Source organism: Pseudomonas sp. CLCA07 (assembly GCF_053615335.1).
Genome location: NZ_CM132131.1, coordinates 1,697,755 through 1,712,911, shown reverse-complemented (window position 1 = coordinate 1,712,911; position 15,157 = coordinate 1,697,755). Strand labels below are relative to the sequence as shown.

The 15,157-nt window shown below is 59.5% G+C and carries 14 protein-coding genes and 1 pseudogene; 3 read left to right on the top strand and 12 right to left on the bottom strand.

Annotated elements, in window-relative coordinates:
- Window positions 1-14 precede the first annotated feature (14 nt).
- Genes ACWGZX_RS07880 through ACWGZX_RS07855 form a run of 6 tightly spaced genes read right to left on the bottom strand, consistent with a single transcriptional unit; the run spans window position 15 to window position 6,731 of the window.
- Window positions 15-1,346 carry a DUF58 domain-containing protein gene (locus ACWGZX_RS07880; RefSeq protein ID WP_452627924.1) on the bottom strand — a complete coding sequence of 444 codons (1,332 nt, stop codon included), beginning with the start codon at window positions 1,344-1,346 and terminating at the stop codon, window positions 15-17.
- A complete protein-coding gene (locus ACWGZX_RS07875) occupies window positions 1,343-2,344 on the bottom strand; it encodes an AAA family ATPase (protein WP_452627923.1) in 1,002 nt (333 codons plus the stop codon). Before ACWGZX_RS07875 ends, ACWGZX_RS07880 begins: the two co-directional genes overlap by 4 nt.
- Complete coding sequence (locus ACWGZX_RS07870) at window positions 2,341-3,504, bottom strand: DUF4350 domain-containing protein (protein WP_452627922.1); 1,164 nt, start codon at window positions 3,502-3,504, stop codon at window positions 2,341-2,343. The genes ACWGZX_RS07875 and ACWGZX_RS07870 overlap by 4 nt, the downstream gene beginning before the upstream one ends.
- Window positions 3,501-5,045 (bottom strand): DUF4129 domain-containing protein, encoded by a 1,545-nt coding sequence (locus ACWGZX_RS07865; RefSeq protein WP_452627921.1) that lies wholly within the window; start codon window positions 5,043-5,045, stop codon window positions 3,501-3,503. The genes ACWGZX_RS07870 and ACWGZX_RS07865 overlap by 4 nt, the downstream gene beginning before the upstream one ends.
- Window positions 5,032-6,009, bottom strand: a complete 978-nt coding sequence (locus tag ACWGZX_RS07860; protein WP_452627920.1) for a stage II sporulation protein M — start codon at window positions 6,007-6,009, stop codon at window positions 5,032-5,034. Before ACWGZX_RS07860 ends, ACWGZX_RS07865 begins: the two co-directional genes overlap by 14 nt.
- Window positions 6,006-6,731, bottom strand: coding sequence for an RDD family protein (locus tag ACWGZX_RS07855; protein WP_223511815.1), 726 nt, complete (start codon window positions 6,729-6,731; stop codon window positions 6,006-6,008). The genes ACWGZX_RS07860 and ACWGZX_RS07855 overlap by 4 nt, the downstream gene beginning before the upstream one ends.
- Window positions 6,732-6,913: 182 nt before the next feature.
- Here ACWGZX_RS07855 and sbcB point away from each other — a divergent pair, with 182 nt between their 5' ends.
- Window positions 6,914-8,344: an exodeoxyribonuclease I gene (sbcB, locus tag ACWGZX_RS07850; RefSeq protein ID WP_452627919.1), complete on the top strand. Its 1,431-nt coding sequence runs from the start codon at window positions 6,914-6,916 to the stop codon at window positions 8,342-8,344.
- A gap of 99 nt (window positions 8,345-8,443) precedes the next feature.
- Here sbcB and mvaT read toward each other — a convergent pair whose 3' ends face one another.
- The gene (gene mvaT, locus ACWGZX_RS07845) at window positions 8,444-8,821 is read right to left on the bottom strand and encodes a histone-like nucleoid-structuring protein MvaT (protein WP_007945872.1); all 378 of its coding nucleotides are present in this window, start codon (window positions 8,819-8,821) and stop codon (window positions 8,444-8,446) included.
- Between the two features lie 336 nt (window positions 8,822-9,157).
- Here mvaT and purU point away from each other — a divergent pair, with 336 nt between their 5' ends.
- Together purU and ACWGZX_RS07835 are read left to right on the top strand one after the other, a co-directional pair.
- On the top strand, window positions 9,158-10,006 hold the full coding sequence (gene purU / locus ACWGZX_RS07840) for a formyltetrahydrofolate deformylase (RefSeq protein WP_007945871.1): 849 nt from the start codon (window positions 9,158-9,160) through the stop codon (window positions 10,004-10,006).
- A gap of 87 nt (window positions 10,007-10,093) precedes the next feature.
- Complete coding sequence (locus tag ACWGZX_RS07835) at window positions 10,094-10,270, top strand: hypothetical protein (protein ID WP_452627918.1); 177 nt, start codon at window positions 10,094-10,096, stop codon at window positions 10,268-10,270.
- On the opposite strand, the gene ACWGZX_RS07830 is transcribed toward ACWGZX_RS07835, so the two are convergent.
- The 5 genes and pseudogenes from ACWGZX_RS07830 to ACWGZX_RS07810 form a co-directional block, all read right to left on the bottom strand.
- On the bottom strand, window positions 10,257-11,252 hold the full coding sequence (locus tag ACWGZX_RS07830) for a lysylphosphatidylglycerol synthase transmembrane domain-containing protein (RefSeq protein WP_452627917.1): 996 nt from the start codon (window positions 11,250-11,252) through the stop codon (window positions 10,257-10,259). The genes ACWGZX_RS07835 and ACWGZX_RS07830 overlap by 14 nt on opposite strands.
- Window positions 11,249-12,025, bottom strand: a complete 777-nt coding sequence (locus tag ACWGZX_RS07825; RefSeq protein WP_452627916.1) for a DUF2334 domain-containing protein — start codon at window positions 12,023-12,025, stop codon at window positions 11,249-11,251. Before ACWGZX_RS07825 ends, ACWGZX_RS07830 begins: the two co-directional genes overlap by 4 nt.
- The gene (locus ACWGZX_RS07820; protein ID WP_452628980.1) at window positions 12,018-13,139 is read right to left on the bottom strand and encodes a glycosyltransferase family 4 protein; all 1,122 of its coding nucleotides are present in this window, start codon (window positions 13,137-13,139) and stop codon (window positions 12,018-12,020) included. Before ACWGZX_RS07820 ends, ACWGZX_RS07825 begins: the two co-directional genes overlap by 8 nt.
- Before the next feature lie 174 nt (window positions 13,140-13,313).
- Window positions 13,314-14,078, bottom strand: a complete 765-nt coding sequence (locus ACWGZX_RS07815) for a methyl-accepting chemotaxis protein (protein WP_452628979.1) — start codon at window positions 14,076-14,078, stop codon at window positions 13,314-13,316.
- Window positions 14,079-14,219: 141 nt separating this feature from the next.
- Window positions 14,220-15,059 (bottom strand): annotated as a pseudogene (locus tag ACWGZX_RS07810) (HAMP domain-containing protein); the annotation flags it as partial.
- Window positions 15,060-15,157 lie beyond the last annotated feature (98 nt).

Here is a 15,157-nt window from a genome sequence, read left to right as displayed (position 1 = left end):
ATGGACGTAATTGCTCATAGCGCTGCCGCCTTCTTCCACCCCAAATACCGCGTCACCAACTCGGCCCCTAACTCCTGGGGTCGAGCATCCACCACCAGCACTCCATGAGCCTTCAACCGCTCATGGAGCTGCGCCCGGTCATTCAAATAATCCACCGTCCCGCAATAGGCCAGCGCCTCTGGCAAGGTCTGCACCGGGGCGTGCCGCAGATTGTCGAGCAAGTCTTCACGCAAACTCGCCACCAACACCCTATGCAGCTTGCTCAAGCGTTTAACCGCAGTCAGCAATTCTTCATCGTCTTCATCCCGCAGGTTGGTCACCAGCACCACTAGCGCCCGGCGTTTCTGTCGGGCCAGCAGTTGAGTGGCCGCAGCCTGGTAATCGGCGGGGCGTTGAGTGCTCTGGAGGTCGTAGACGCTGTTGAGCAACACGTTGAGCTGGCCCGTGCCTTTGATCGGGGCGAGGTAATGCGGTCGGTCGCTGGCGAAGGTGCTCAGGCCCACGGCATCACCCTGGCGCAGGGCGACGTAGCTGAGCAACAGGCTGGCATTGAGTGCGTGATCGAAATGCGCGAGTTCGTCATCCTGACTGCGCATGCGTCGACCGCAGTCGAGCATGAAAATGATCTGTTGATCGCGCTCGTCCTGATACTCACGGGCAATCGGCGTGCGCTGGCGGGCGGTGGCTTTCCAGTCGATCTGGCGCAGGCTATCGCCTTCACGAAATTCGCGCAGTTGATGAAACTCCAGACCCAATCCGCGACGTTGTCGCTGGCGCACGCCGAGTTGGTTGAGCCAGTTGTCAACCGCCAACAGCTGGCCGTCGTAGATGCGGGCGAAGTCGGGGTAGACGCGGGTACTGTCGACCACGTTCAGCAGGCGTTTGTCGGACCATAAACCCAAGGAACTCGGCAAGCTGATTTCACAGTGTTCGAAGCTGAAGTGGCCACGCTTGAGCGGACGCACCCGATAGCCAATCTGGCTCTGTAGACCGGGTTGCAATTCGACGGACAAGGGGAGGTTTTCGAAACTCAGTCCCGGTGGCACATGATCGAAAAGGTGCACGTTCAGCGGTTGAGTGAACGCATGTTCAACGTCCAGCCGTACTTCACTCCACCGACCCAATGCCAGACTGCCGGGCATGTGTCGGCGCAGGCCCGGCGAGGGCTGGCGTCTGAGGCGAATGGCGTCGAGCACGGCCAGCGACAACAGGGCCAGTAGCAATCCCCAGTTGATCGACAGCAGGGTTGATGGGACGGCGATGTCCAGTGCCCGCAATGTGCCCAGCACAATGCCGATGGCCAGCAGGATCGCGAGCCAGTTCAACAGCAGGCGTGACGGTTTCACAAACGCGGCGCCGGCACTTGATCGAGCAGTTGCTTGAGTACTTGATCGACGTCCAGCCCTTCGATATCCAGCTCCGGTGTAATGCGTACACGATGGCGCAGCACCGCCAATGCGCAACCTTTAATGTCGTCCGGAATCACGAACTCACCGCCGCGCAGCAGCGCTCGTGCCCGCGCGCAGCGTACTAAAGCAATGGATGCGCGCGGTCCGGCGCCGAGGGTCAAACCCGGCCAGCTGCGGGTGCTGCGGGCTAGGCGCACGGCGTAATCGAGCACCTGATCGTCCATCGGCAAATCACTGGCAATACGCTGCAGAGCCAGCACGTCCTTGGCCTGCAACACCGTGCGCATCGGTTGCACATCGAGCATGTCGGCGCGGGTCGAGCGGCTGACCTGGCGGACCATGTTCAGCTCCTGCTCGGCGTCGGGGTAATCCATGCGCACCTTGAGCATGAACCGGTCGAGCTCGGCTTCGGGCAGGGGGTAGGTACCTTCCTGTTCGATCGGGTTTTGCGTGGCGAGCACCATGAAGGGTTGCACGATGGGCAAGGCACGGCCTTCGAGGGTGACCTGGCGTTCCTGCATGGCTTCGAGCAGCGCGGCCTGGGTTTTCGCCGGGGCGCGGTTGATCTCGTCGGCCAGCAGCAGATTAGTGAACAGTGGGCCTTTGCGCAGTTTGAACTGCTCGGTGTTCAGGTCGTAGACCGCGTGCCCGGTGACGTCGCTGGGCATCAGGTCCGGGGTGAACTGGATGCGTGCGAATTCGCCGCCAAAGCAGCGGGCGAGGGCGCGCACCAACAAAGTCTTGCCCAACCCCGGTACTCCTTCGAGCAGCACATGCCCCCCGGCGATCAACGCGGTGAGGACATCGTCGATCACGCTGTTCTGGCCGATCACGGCTTTCTGCAATTCGCCGCGCACGGCCTGGGCCAATTGACTGGCGCGCTGGCGTTGCTGGGCGGCGTGAGTTGCCGAGCCGGGCTCGATCTGTTCACTCATAAAGCGTTCCTCAAGGTTTGCAGGTGGGCGACCAGACGGCTGAAGTGAGCGCTGGACAGCCGCTGCTTCGGTCGCGGGCTCATGGCCTGGCTGATAGCGCGTGTGGGTTGGCCGGTCAGGCGTGAGAGCACCAGCCATTGCTCGGTAACGCCGAGTTGTTCAAAACCGGGATGACGGCGCCGCACACGGCGCAGGATGTCTTGTTGCAAGGCTTGCAGCAGGTGCTGCTGGCCGTTGCGGCGCAACATGAAATCGGCACTGGCGCGCAGGTGTTCCTGGAGTTGGCGGCGGCCTTTCGATGCGGGTTCCAGCAGCGGACCCTGGCGCACGCCGACATGCCAGAATCCCAGGATGATCAGCGCAATCAAGGCCACCAATGCCTGTGGGAAATAACGCCAAAGCAAGGTCAGCAAGCTGTCGTGATCGGTGTTGAACAGCAACGTCACGCTCGTGTTCGCCGTCAGATACCAGAGCAGCCAGGCATTGTCGTACTGGTCGATGGCCGGGGTTTTCCACAGGTCGGCATCGGTGACCACGGTGATCGAACCGAGCCCGTGATTGAGCTGCATCATGTGCGTGGCCTTGCCGCTGTTGGCCCAGGCTTGCGCGAGGTTTTTCGGATCGTCGAGATGGAATGCGGTGTCGAAATTCGCGTAGGCCGGTGCTTCTTCATCTTCCAGATACAGCTTGGTCAATTTGGGGTAGTGGTCGTCGAGGATGTCGGGTGGCGGATCTTTGAGGTCTTTGCTCAGCGACTGGTGCAATTGCACCCGGTCGAGCAGCAGGTCGTTGCTCTGGCCGGTCTTTTCATCCCAAAGGGATTGGGCCACAAATAAAATACGCCCGCCGGCATGGGTCCAGTTCAAGACCTGATCAATCTGACGCGGGGTCATGTTGTAGCGATCCCCGAGCAGCAACAGGCTGTGCTGATGGGGATCGAGGCTGGGCAGCACGTCAAGACCATTGGCATGGTTGACGGTCAGGCCCTGCTTGCGCAAAAAATGTTCAGCGGCGAGGTACGGGTTGGCCTGCGCTTCAGGCGATGGGCCGTGATCGATTTCTGCCTGATAGGGCGTGGCTTTCAGGTATAGATAAATACTCAGCGCGCCAACCAAAAGGGCGATGAATACGCCGGTCACCTGCCACAATCTCCGGTTCAATGGGCTGCTCCCGGACCGAACAAAGCTCGCCACCCGTCACACAGTTCCTGTTGCAGATGCGCAGGTGGCAGGCGATGACCGTAGGCCATGTTCTGCCAGTGATCGGTCAGGGTTTTGCTAAAAGCCAGCAACGCGGGTTGCTGCAATTGTTCGACGCGCCGCAGAACCTCGCCTTCGGTGTCGGCGGGTTTCAGCGCCAAGTGGTGGTCGTGCAGCAAGTGGCTTAGCAGGGCGCGATAGAGCAAGCCGAGGGCCGCGCGCGGGTTGGTTTGCCAGAGACTTTCAGCACTGGCGGCAATGTCGGCGGGCAGGGTTTCGCGGCTAAGGTCCAGGCCGAAAGCCTGCTGCGGTAAAGGCCGGGCGACTTTACTTTTCAACGCGGGTCGACGGCTGACGAACGCCTGCAACCAGTCACGGTAACGCCAGATCAATATGCCGATACCGCCGATAATCGCGCTCCACAGCAGCAGTTCAATCAAGGTGGCGAGGAAGCCGAAACGCTGGCTGTCGAGCAGCGCCAACAACACCTTCAGCCATTCGGGGGTTTTGCCGTCATCCGGGGTTTTGGCCTCAGGTTTATCCTCGCCAAACTGATAGCGGGTGACCGTTTCCTTGTTCTTGAACGGTGGTTTGTCGAGGAGAGCTTTGATGCTGTCTTTTGAAGCCTGGCTGGTCAGCGGTTGTTTGAGCAGACGAGGACTGTCCGGAGTGATGACGGGCTCGGTGGCCCAGACGTACTGCCCACCAGGCACCAACAGGATTGCCGCGAGCAATAGGGTGAGGGCGGTTGCATTGAGGCGTTGGCGTAAGCGGCGAAACACCAGTTCAATATCCCAGGCCTCCAACACCGTGCGCCGGTTCAGGTAAAGACTGAAACCGCAGGCGACATAGACCGGCTCCCAGACAATCAGCACCAGCACGTAAAAAACATTGGTCAGGTGTTCCAGCCAGCGCCAGTCCTGCACGACGGCGGTGATCAGGGTCTGCCAGCTCCAGTCGAGTTCGACCTGCTGTGGCAGGAACAGGTAGAACAACACCATCAAACCAATCCATAGCGCGCTTTCCAGATGCACGCCGATGATCGTCAGCCATTGCGCCGCACCGGCGTTGCGCCGCAGCAGTACTTGCAATCGCTGTTGGCGCGGCTCGCCACTCAGGCCCTCAAGTTGCACCACTGGCATCACAAAACTGCGGCTCAGGCTCAGGCGGCGCCAGGTCAGGCTGGCCAGCAGTTGCGGCTTGAGCAGGCGTGGCCATTCGCGCAGCGCCTGTTTCAATGTCGGTGTTTCGCCGAACAGGCTTTTGGACAGGATGAACAACGGCAGGCGCTCAAACGCCGGTTTAAGCCACCAGAAGATAAACACGGCCAGGGACGGCGAATCCCAGAACATCGCACTGAGCAAGGCGAAGACCGGCAAGGTCACGATGGCCCAACTGGTCATCAACAGGCGTCGATGGCGCTGGCTCAGCAGCACGCCCAGGTCCATGGCTTCCCAGGTGTTGCGCGGGCGGATCACGACCGTGGCGTCACTCAGGCGCATGGCGAGCCCGTCCGGCAAACAGCAGATACGTTGCGACAAACGCCCAGAGCGCGGCGCCAACCAGGTATTTGGTCATCGGTGCCGCAGCGGTCATCGACGACCAGTAAGCTTCGATAAACGCCGCAATCAACAGGAACAACATGACGCCGCAGGTCAGCAACACACTCTTGCCCGCCGCCAGTCGCAATGCTTCGGCGCGCGGCAGGCATCCCGGTGCAATCAGCGCCCAACCCAGTTGCAGGCCGGCGGCACCGGCCAGGGCGATGGCCGTCAGTTCAAAAGCACCGTGACCGATCACGAACGACCAGAACGTTTGCCCGTAGCCGACGTGCGTCAGGTGCCCGGCCACTGCGCCGATCATTAAACCGTTGAACAGCAGGAAAAACGCGCTGCCCAGACCCAGCAGCAAACCACTGGCGAAGGTCTGAAAGGCGATGCCGATGTTGTGCATGATGTAGTAACCGAACATCACCCAGTTCTCACTGGCGGCGCGTTCCGTTGTGCGCCCCAAATGGCCGGCGACCGGGTCGTACATGCTCTGCAATTCGCCGACCTGCTCGGCCGGAATCAGGTTGTAGACCAGGTCCGGGAACAGGTACACCAGCAGCGCGAAGCCGATCAGGCTGCCAAAAAACATCAGGCCGGCGGCGAGCACAAAGCGCCATTGTTCGCGCACCAATCGCGGAAAACCGGCCAGGATGAAGCCCGCCACGTTGGCGCCCAGCTGGCTGCGATGGCGATACAGCTGTTGATGCCCGCGCAGCACGAGCTGCTGCAATGAGTCAATCAGAAAACTGCTGTAGCCGCGCTCCTGAGCCAGCGCCAAATGCTGGCAAAGGCGACGATAGTCCTTGGGGAAACCGCCGGTCCGGGACGCGTCCTTGCCGTGCTCCAGTTGACCCAGCATCAGGGAAAACTGTTCCCACTCGGCCTTGTGGCGCTGTTCGAAAAGACTTTGCTTCATGCCGGACCCAACAAGCCGCGGGCAATGCCGTTGAGTTCTGCCACAGCGCGCGGCGGGTCGATCTGCAGCGGTTGAGCAAGAATCGAGGCGAGCTCAAGGGTGCGCGCTTCGGAGAGTTCACCCTGGCGTTCGGCAAAACCGAGGATGGCGCGTTGTTCGGGCAGCGTCAGGGCAAAAGTCGGGCGCACAGGCTGGGCTTCGGGCAGTTGCGGGCGGGTGAGCGGTTGTTCGCGGTAGATCACCAGCGTGCCGGCAGCGAGGTCGCCGAGGCGTTTGAAGGTGGGATGTTGCAGGCAGCTGATGGCGCCGAGGAAGTAGCCGAAGGGCAGCATGTCGACAAATCTCAGCAGGTTGCGCAGCAGCGAAGCGGTCCAGCCGACCGGCGTGCCGTCGTCCTGCACCACGCGCAAACCCATCCATTGTTTGCCCGGTGAGCGGCCCTGATTGAGCACTTCGAACAGCACCATGTACCACCAGCTCACCCCGAACAGCAGGAGCGAGCCCAGCCCGGCGCCAAGCTTTCCGAGAAACGCCAGCACGATAAACAGCAGGCCGAGGATCAGCCCGCGCAACCCGAGGTCGATGGCGAAGGCCAGCGCACGCACCATCAACCCGGCAGGACGCAGTGGCAAGTCGATGCCTTCGGGCGTTTCGACTTGATACCGCGTGTCCAGTGGCGGGTACAGCGTCGCTTTCCTTGGCAGTGCTGTGGTCTCGAGCATGGGCAACCTGTGTGGCCTGTTCGGGATTCGATGTCTGTCCGATGCTAGCAGCCTCTCGGGGGGGAAACGACATAACTATGTATTGCACGGTGAGTGGTCAGAGGTGATTGAATGACAAGATTACTGGCCGGGGCGGGATGTGAACGCCTAGACTTCGCCGATCTTCAGCTCAGGAATAGCCCGTGACCTCGATCTTCTGGTACGACTATGAAACCACTGGTATCAATCCGCGCTGCGACCGTCCGCTGCAAGTGGCGGGGATTCGCACCGACTTCGATCTCAATGAAATAGACGAGCCGGTCAATCTTTACTGCCAGCCCAGTGACGACATCCTGCCGCATCCGGCCGCTTGCGCGATCACCGGCATTACGCCCGGCCGCCTGGCCGAACAGGGCTTGAGCGAAGCCGACTTCATGACCAGGGTGCATGCGCAGTTGGCGGCGCCTGGCACGTGCGGTGCGGGTTACAACACGCTGCGTTTCGACGACGAGATGACCCGTTACAGCCTGTATCGAAACTTTTTCGACCCGTATGCACGCGAGTGGCAGGGAGGTAACAGTCGCTGGGACCTGATCGATGTGGTGCGTGCGGCGTATGCCTTGCGTCCGGATGGGCTCGTCTGGCCCACAGACGACGAGGGCCAAGTGACGCTCAAACTCGAACGCCTGACCGCCGCCAACGGCATTGATCACGGAAATGCCCACGAAGCGTTGTCGGATGTGCGTGCCACCATCGCGCTGGCCCGTCTGATTCGTGAAAAACAGCCAAAGTTGTATGACTGGCTATTCAAGTTGCGCAGCAAACAAAAAGTGATGGACCAGGTTCGCCTGTTGCAACCGATGGTGCATATTTCCGGGCGCTTTTCGGCGGCCCGCAGCTATGTCGGTGTGGTGCTGCCACTGGCCTGGCACCCGCGTAACAAGAACGCATTGATTGTCTGCGACCTGCACCTGGATCCCCAGGGTTTGCTGGATCTGGATGCCGAGACCTTGCGACAGCGGCTGTACACCCGTCGCGATGATCTGGCCGAAGGCGAACTGCCCGTGCCGCTTAAACTCATTCACATCAACAAGTGCCCGGTGGTCGCACCGTTGTCGGTACTTCGCCCCGACGATCAGCAACGCCTGGGGCTGGACATGGCGCTTTATCAGGAGCGGTCGCTGCGGCTAATCGACGCACAACAAGTTTGGCGAGATAAAGTGCAGGCGATTTATACCCACGAAGATTTCACGCCAAGCCAGGATCCCGAACAACAGTTATACGATGGTTTTATCGGTGACCGGGATCGGCGTCTTTGCGAGCAAGTCAGAGCCGCGGACCCTGCGCAGTTAGCACAAGAGCAATGGCCTTTCGATGACGAACGTTTACCTGAATTATTGTTTCGATATCGCGCACGCAACTTCCCCGATACGTTGAATTCCGAGGAGCAAGAGCGCTGGCGATTATTCTGTCAGAAACGTTTGTCAGCACCCGAGTGGGGGGCACCTCATACGCTGAGTACTTTTTCAGAAGCCGCGGCCCAATTGAACGAAACTGCTACACCGTTGCAGCGTGCAGTGCTGAATGAATGGCAATGTTATGTCGAGGCATTACAAAAACGTTTGAATCTTTGAAAACGAAAATAGTCATGCCCCCCTCACGGGCATAAAAAAACGCCAGCATTCGCTGGCGTTCTTTTTTGTCACGGATTCATCTGCGACAAGCTCTGCGGCTTAGCCCAGCAGAGTAGCCCAGCCTTCAACCACGTCGCCGCCCCACTTGGCTTTCCACTCTTTCAGAGTTTTGTGGTTGCCACCTTTGGTTTCGATGACTTCGCCGTTGTGCGGGTTTTTGTATTGTTTAACTTTACGGGCGCGCTTGGTGCCAGTAGTTTTTACTGCGCCGCCGCGTGGTGCTTTGGATTTGGACTCTGGGTCCAGCAGCGCGATGATGTCACGCAGGGACTTGGAGTATTCGCCCATCAGGGTGCGCAGTTTGCCTTCGAATTCCAGCTCGGTTTGCAGTTTGTCGTCTTGGGACAGGTTCTTCAAACGGGCTTGCAGCTCTTTGATAGCTTCTTCGGTGGCACGGTATTCGTTGATCAAGGACATGGAGACTACCTTATGTTGGAGGCTGGATGGCAGGGAACAGTGTGGCAATAATAGTCAGGGTGTTTCATCAAGTAAACATTTAACCGGCGTTTTAATTAAATTACTTGTGAGGAACAGGGTGGAAATTGAAGAGGTCATTAAATAGTGTGAGCAGACAACACAGATATTCACAATTGGACTCTTGATATCGACTAAAAGATCACCACCGCGCGGGGAACGGGTGCTATCAGAGTCGGGTCCACGACCGGCGCGCCGGGCAAGCCGTCATCAATACTGTAGTTTTGCTGCGCAATCGCTAGAATGGCGGCCTTTGCGAAGTTCTGGAGTTTCCCCCTCATGCGCACTTTTCGGCTGGTGATTGCTTGCCCGGACCGCGTCGGCATCGTTGCTAAAGTCAGTAACTTTCTGGCGTCACATAACGGCTGGATCACCGAAGCGAGCCATCACTCGGACAATCTCAGTGGCTGGTTCTTCATGCGTCACGAAATTCGTGCCGACTCGCTGCCTTTCGGTATTGAAGCCTTTCGCGAAGCCTTTGCGCCGATTGCCAAAGAGTTCTCGATGGACTGGCGCATCACCGATACCGCGCAGAAGAAACGCGTGGTGTTAATGGCCAGCCGCGAGTCTCACTGCCTGGCCGACTTGCTGCACCGCTGGCACAGCGATGAACTGGATTGCGAAATCTCCTGTGTGATTTCCAACCATGATGACTTGCGCAGCATGGTCGAGTGGCACGGCATTCCTTACTACCATGTGCCGGTCAATCCACAGGACAAAGAGCCGGCGTTTGCCGAAGTCTCGCGTCTGGTCAAACAGCACGATGCCGAAGTGGTCGTACTTGCCCGCTACATGCAAATCCTGCCGCCAGCGTTGTGCAGCGAATATGCGCACAAGGTCATCAATATTCACCACAGCTTCCTGCCGTCGTTCGTCGGCGCCAAGCCGTATCACCAGGCTTCCATGCGGGGTGTGAAGTTGATCGGCGCAACCTGCCACTACGTGACCGAAGAACTGGACGCCGGCCCGATCATTGAGCAGGACGTGGTGCGTGTCAGCCACAGTGACAGTATTGAAGACATGGTGCGTTTCGGCCGTGATGTCGAGAAGATGGTGTTGGCGCGCGGTCTGCGTTATCACTTGGAGGACCGGGTGTTGGTGCACGGCAACAAGACGGTTGTGTTCTGATAACACCGCAATGCAGTTGAAATTCGAAGGGCCTGGGCGTTCAATCGCTTCAGGCCCTTCGCCGTTTCTGCACTGAGGATATTGAACATGGCCGATCCACTCGACAAAGCTACTTCTAAAGCACCGGCAACAGTGGGCGAGGGCTGTTTGAGCCGCTATGACCCGGATGACATGAGCCCCGAAGACGGCACTGAGTTTCCCGGTGCTGCCGAGTTGTGGGAGCAGTTACAGCAAGACCGTGAAGACACGATCAAGCCTGCTTGAACTTCATCAACTTCCTCAGCAGAGGCCGTCCCAGCATCAGCAAAAACACGGGGCCACCCGCTATCAGGTAGAAGTAATAAGTCACCGCCCGCCAGATCAGAATGGCCGCCGCAGCGGTCGACTTCCCCACCATGGGCGCCAGCAAGGCCGCCGACGTCAACTCCGCCGCCCCGGCACCACCCGGTAGCAAACTGAATTGCCCTGCACTGAGCGAAACCATCTGGATCAAAAAGCACCAGGCCCATTGTAAATCCGCCCCCAGGCCGCGTAATGCCAGATACAACACACTGTAGCGCAGGACCCAATGTAAGCAGGTCAGTGCAAACACCGTGATCAATGTCTGAAAAGGCAACTTCAATGTGTCAGTGAACGCGGCGAGGAAGTGCAGAAGTTTTCGTGCCCAGCGCAGGCGCGTAGTGCTTTTTACATTCAGGTGAACCAGAAATTGGCCGCTCAGGCGAATCAGCAGCCGATGGTAGCGGGCGACCAACACGCAGCAAATCAACCCGCCGAACATCGAAATGACGCTGACAGTCAGCAGCCATTCCATACGTTCGCTGAGGTGCTGGAACAGTGCATAAATCAAAATCCCGCTCAGTGCACAGAGAAAAAACAGCAGATCACTCAGTTGATCCATAGCGAATACCGCGCTGCCCTTGGCCGGTTGCACGCCATTGCGCGCCAGCAACGCCATGATCGTCAGCGGTCCGCCGCTGCCACCGGGGGTGGCGCAATAGGCGAACTCGGTGGCCATCACCATGCCGAGGCTTTTGACCGGGCTGACCTTATCGCGCTGATCGCCCAGCAACAGGCGCAAGCGCAGGGTGTTCACCACCCAGCACAACAGAATCATGCCGAACATGATCAGCAGCCCGTTCAATGGAAAGCTTTGCAGTCGCGACCAGGTCTGGTTACCGCCCAGCAACAGCGGGATCAGCACTGCAGCCAACAGGGCCACGAACAGCACAATCCCCCGGTTCATGCTGCGCGGCCGACTGGGTCGCGTTGCACAGCCAGCCATTGGGACTTGGTCATCGGCACGCGGCCCTCGTCGAGCAAGCGCTTGAGGGTTTGCAACCAGTAGTTGCGCGAGAACGCATGGCGCATGTCCACCGGGTGCAGGCCCAGGCGAATGACCGGCGCGTGCTGACAATGCTGCTCGCGTTGATCGCTGAGCAATTTCGACAAGCCCCGCCGCCAGGCACTGCGAGCGCTCCAGACCAGCCCTGGCGCATCTATCGGCGTGAAATCCGGCAGTCGATACAAATGCTGCGAGTCGCTGGTGTAGCGCAGCGGCAATTGGCGCAACGCCTGGCGCGTGCCTTCGCTCATCAACCAGGCCGGGGCGACGAAACCTTCCAGCGGCCAGTTGTAACGCTCAAAGACCTCGATTCCGGCACGCAGTCGGGCGAGCGCGGCGTGTTGCGACAGGCGGTAAAACTCGCCTTCGTGGGTGTAGATACGGCGCATGAACCAGTCTCGCGGGTTGCCGGGCGGTGGTCCTTCATCGCAATGAAAGTAGCCGTGCAATGCCAGTTCGTCACCTCGGGCGATACGGTGGGTGAGCGCTCGTCGAAATTCCGGGTGAGCGTCAAGGCTGTTGTGTTTGTGGAAATCCGGGACCACCAACCATGTCATCGGTACGTCGCCCCATGCGTCGACCGCTTCAACGAAGGGTTGATAATCGGCCCAGGTTTGCGGCGCAACGTCGTGCAACACCAGTAACACGCAGGAAGGGTTCATCGGATTAGCCATTGGCGGTCAGCGGCCATTGGCTGCCGAGTACTGCGTGATAGTGCCCCAGCAGACTGTTGACCACCGTGTCCCAGCTGTATTGCCGCTCCACGTGACAGCGCGCCGTTTTCCCCAACGCCGCGCTGTCCTGGCTGAACAACTCACGCACAGCGTTGGCCATCGCCATCGAGTTGTTCGGCGGGCACAGCAAGCCGCAGGGCGCGGTAACAATTTCCGGAAAGGCCCCGGCTGCCACCGCCACCACCGGAATGCCGCAGGCCATGGCCTCGAGTATCACCAGCCCAAACGTTTCCTGGTCGCCGGCATGCAGCAATGCATCGGCGCTGGCCATCAGTCGCGCTACTTGTGCGGTCAGGCAGAATCCATCAACCACTGTGACGTTGTCCGGCACAGCGGCCGGCATCGACGACCCCACCAGCAGCAGGTGATAACGGGGCCCCAGACGCACCATGCAATCGAGTAGTACCGGCAGGTTTTTTTCTTTGGAACCGCGTCCGGCGAAAATCAACAGATGAGTATTTTCATCAATGCCCAACTCGGCTCGCAGGCCAGGGTCTCGGGCATCGGGGTTGAAGGTTTGCAAGTCAACGCCCAAGGGTTGGACGAACACGTTCTTCACCCCCAGCCCGCTCAATTTGTCGGCCATGACCCGGCTCGGCGCCAGCACCCGGTCGAAGTTGCCGTAAAGCTTGCTGACATAGGCCTCCACGTTCGGCGTGACCCAATGGCCCATCCGATTGCTGACCAGCAGCGGCAAGTCCGAGTGATAAAAACCGATGACCGGCACATCCAGTTGGCGTCGCGCATCCAGTGCTGCCCATGCGGTGAGATAAGGGTCGCCTACTTCGATCAGATCGGGCTGTAAATCCTGCAGGACATTTCGCCAAGGGGCGAGACGGAGGGGGAAGCGATAACCCTTGCCAAAGGGCAGGGCAGGGGCTGGAACCGTGTAAACGCCATCCGTTTCACTCAGATGTGCGCCCGGAATCAACAGGCTGTGGCGAATGCCTGGCTTGGTGCTCAGGCGACGGTGTTTGGCATCCAGATACGTGCGCACGCCACCGCTGGCAGGGGCGTAGAACATGGTGATGTCCGCGATATGCACGATGAACAGTCCTCCTGGCCTGTTGTTCTCCCTCGGTTGACCTTTATGAAGAATAGTTGTTCGGTTGGGGTTTGTGGCGGGGTGTCAGCGGGGTTTTGCAGTGATTTGAGACCGCTATCGCGGGCAAGCCCGGCTCCCACCATGTAGGAGCCGGGCTTGCCCGCGAAGGGGCCAGAACAGACGCTAGATTCGGAAACTGCCTACCAACTGCGTCAGACGCGAAGCCTGCTGCTCAAGATCGGAGCACGCGCGCAAGGTCGATTGCAGGTTTTCGACGCCTTCCTGGTTCAACGTATTGATCTCGGTAATGTCGACATTGATCGACTCCACCACTGCAGTCTGCTCTTCAGTCGCCGTGGCCACCGACTGGTTCATCCCGTCGATTTCACCGATGCGCAACGTCACGCTGTTCAACCGCTCGCCCGCCAGGTTGGCGATTTCCACGCTGTCCTGACTGTGGCGCTGGCTGTCGCTCATGGTGCTGACGGATTCGCGGGCGCCGACTTGCAGCTCCTCGATCATGGTCTGCACCTGTTGCGCCGATTCCTGCGTGCGGTGCGCCAGGTTGCGCACTTCATCGGCCACCACCGCGAAACCACGGCCGGCTTCACCGGCTCGGGCCGCTTCGATGGCCGCGTTGAGTGCCAGCAGGTTGGTTTGTTGGGAAATGCTGGTGATCACTTCGAGGATCTGGCCGATGTTCACGGTTTTGCTGTTCAACGATTCGATGTTGGTGCTCGATGCGCTGAGCATGCTCGACAGCTGATTCATCGCGGCAATGCTGCGGTCCACCACTTGCTGGCCGTCTTCGGCCAGGCTGCGGGCATCGCTGGCCTGGCTCGACGCTTGCGCGGCGTTACGGGCGATTTCCTGGGCGGCGGCCCCCAGTTGATTGATCGCTGCGGCGACGCTGCTGGTGCGCGAGGCCTGCTGGTCGGAGTTGAACATCGAGGAGTTCGAGGCGGCCACGACACGCAGCGCCACTTCGTTGACTTGGCCGGTGGCCGAGGACACTTCGCGAATCGAGGTGTGAATACGTTCTACAAAACGGTTGAACGCGGTACCGAGGATACCGAACTCATCGTTGTTCTGGATGGTCAGGCGCTTGGTCAGATCGCCTTCACCGTCGGCAATTTCGGCCATGGCGCGGGTCATGACGTGCAGCGGCTGGATCAGGATACGGATCAGCATGCCCAACAGCGCGATGATGATCGCCACTGCAATGATCGTCGCGACGACTGCCGAAGCGCGGAATTCGCTGAGCATCGAGAAGGCTTTGTCCTTGTCTACCGACAAACCGATGTACCAGTTGACCGACGGCAGGCCTTTGATCGCGGTGAAGGTGACGATACGGGTCTTGCCGTCGACCTCCACTTCACTGTAGGCACCGCCGATGCGCGGGGTATTTTTCGGGTAGGCCTCGCTCAGGGATTGCATCACCAGGGTTTTGTCCGGGTGAACCAGGATTTTTCCGTCGGCGCTGACCAGGAAGGCATACCCCATGCCGTTGAAATCGCGAGCGCTGAGGGTGTCGATCAGGGTTTGCAGGCTCAAGTCGCCGCCCACCACGCCGACGCTTTGTCCGGCTTTGCGCGAGGCGGTGGCGATGGAAATGATGGTCTGGCCGGTGGCTGCGTCGATGTACGGTTCGGTCAGGGTCGCGGTGCTGCTGCTTTGCGCGCCTTTGTACCAAGGGCGCACCCGTGGGTCGAAGCCGGCGGGCATCTTGGCGTCCGGGCGAATAGTGAAGCTGCCGGTGGCATCGCCCAGGTAGGACGCCATGAACGTCGACGTCAGGGCTTTCTGCTCAAGCAGGCTGGCGACCGTGGACGGTTCAGGATTGATGGCGATGTTTTGGGCGAGGTTGTCGATCAGCAGGATTCGGCCGTTCAACCAGGTCTGGATGTTGTTGGCGGTGACGTCACCCATCTCACTGAGGTAATTGTCGAGGTCTTCGCGGATGGCGTTACGCTGTAAATAGTCGTTGTACAGCGTGAACGAGGCGAAGGCGGCAATAACAATGAGCG